This window comes from Oceanobacillus sp. NCCP-135, from assembly GCF_059698015.1.
In genome coordinates this window covers 1-1,209 of the sequence record NZ_BAAKSZ010000072.1, presented here as the reverse complement: position 1 = coordinate 1,209, position 1,209 = coordinate 1, and the positions used below count along the sequence as shown (strand labels likewise).

Here is a 1,209-nt window from a genome sequence, read left to right as displayed (position 1 = left end):
TTCGGATTCCAAATTCTATTCCTGTAAATGTATCATACATTTTTCCGCCAATACATATCTTCCATTCCTGTTCATCTACATCAAATAACAGAGTCCCTAGCCACATCATAAGGCACCTTCCTCAGCTGCCATTTGAACGATCTGCTCATCAATTTGTTGCTTCTTTAATTGTGCCCCATACAAAAGGCAATTGGTAGCTAATGTATTGATGACACGAGGCCATCCCTGCGAACGTAAAGCGATGGCTTCTAGGGCAGTCTCCGTAAAAATAGGAATCTTAGCTCCTGCCAACTTTAATTGGTAATCTATATAAGCAGAAACATCCTCTTTATTCAAGGCTTGTAATTGATACCTCATGATGATTCGTTGGGCCAACGGGCGATGATGATTCAGATTCAGTCGTGTTTTCAAATGGGGAAGCCCGGCTAATATAAGGATAAAAGGGCTTGATGAGTCCATCTGGAAATTAAAAATTATCGCTAAATCTTGTAAAAAAGCATCTTTTGCCATATGCATCTCATCCAAAATAAAGACCGGCGTAACTTTGCGTTCCTGCTCCATCCGTTCAATTCCTTGTTGGATTTGGCGAAACAGATCTACCTTCCGAAACTTTGGTTCTTCTCCCAAACCATAAGCCAATCCCCGGTAGAAATCCATTACGCCCCCCGTAGACAATGGAAAGTAGACCACATGATATAACGCTGGATTGAGTGAATCCTTGAATGATCGTAAGGTGAATGTTTTTCCGGCACCAGGATCACCGATAAGTAAGCCAATCCCTTTGGATTTTTGTAAATATCCAAGTCCGTTCAACGTCTCTTGGTAACCTGTCGACTGGAATGCCTCTGCCTGTCTCATATCCTTGGAAAAGGGTGTTCTTGCCAAGGAATAAAAGGGTTTATACACGATTCGTTTCCTCCCCTTGGTGAGGCGTATCAATGACAGCGAATGGTGATGGTGATTTTCCCCGTTTGACATGTGCGTTATCATGCATAGAGACCGCAATGGCTTCAGCTACATTCTTTCCATCTTCAAAAACATATACTGCTTGATCATCCATTCTGATCTCAATCTTCTGACCAATATAGTGAGACGGTACTTCATATAATTGTTTTTCCAAGGTAATGGTCCCGTCCAATTTCACTTTTCGCTCTGCCCGTTTAAAAAAGATAGTTTCCAACATGGAAAGATCCTCTAAAAATGTGATAT

The 1,209-nt window shown here is 41.4% G+C and carries 2 protein-coding genes; both read right to left on the bottom strand.

The annotated features are described in order from the left end of the window. Window positions 1-105 precede the first annotated feature (105 nt). The gene (locus tag AC6HVZ_RS19560; RefSeq protein ID WP_497559789.1) at window positions 106-906 is read right to left on the bottom strand and encodes an ExeA family protein; all 801 of its coding nucleotides are present in this window, start codon (window positions 904-906) and stop codon (window positions 106-108) included. After that, window positions 899-1,209 (bottom strand): Mu transposase domain-containing protein (locus tag AC6HVZ_RS19555; RefSeq protein ID WP_497559788.1); only part of this gene is annotated, 311 nt, incomplete at its 5' end. The genes AC6HVZ_RS19555 and AC6HVZ_RS19560, both read right to left, overlap by 8 nt.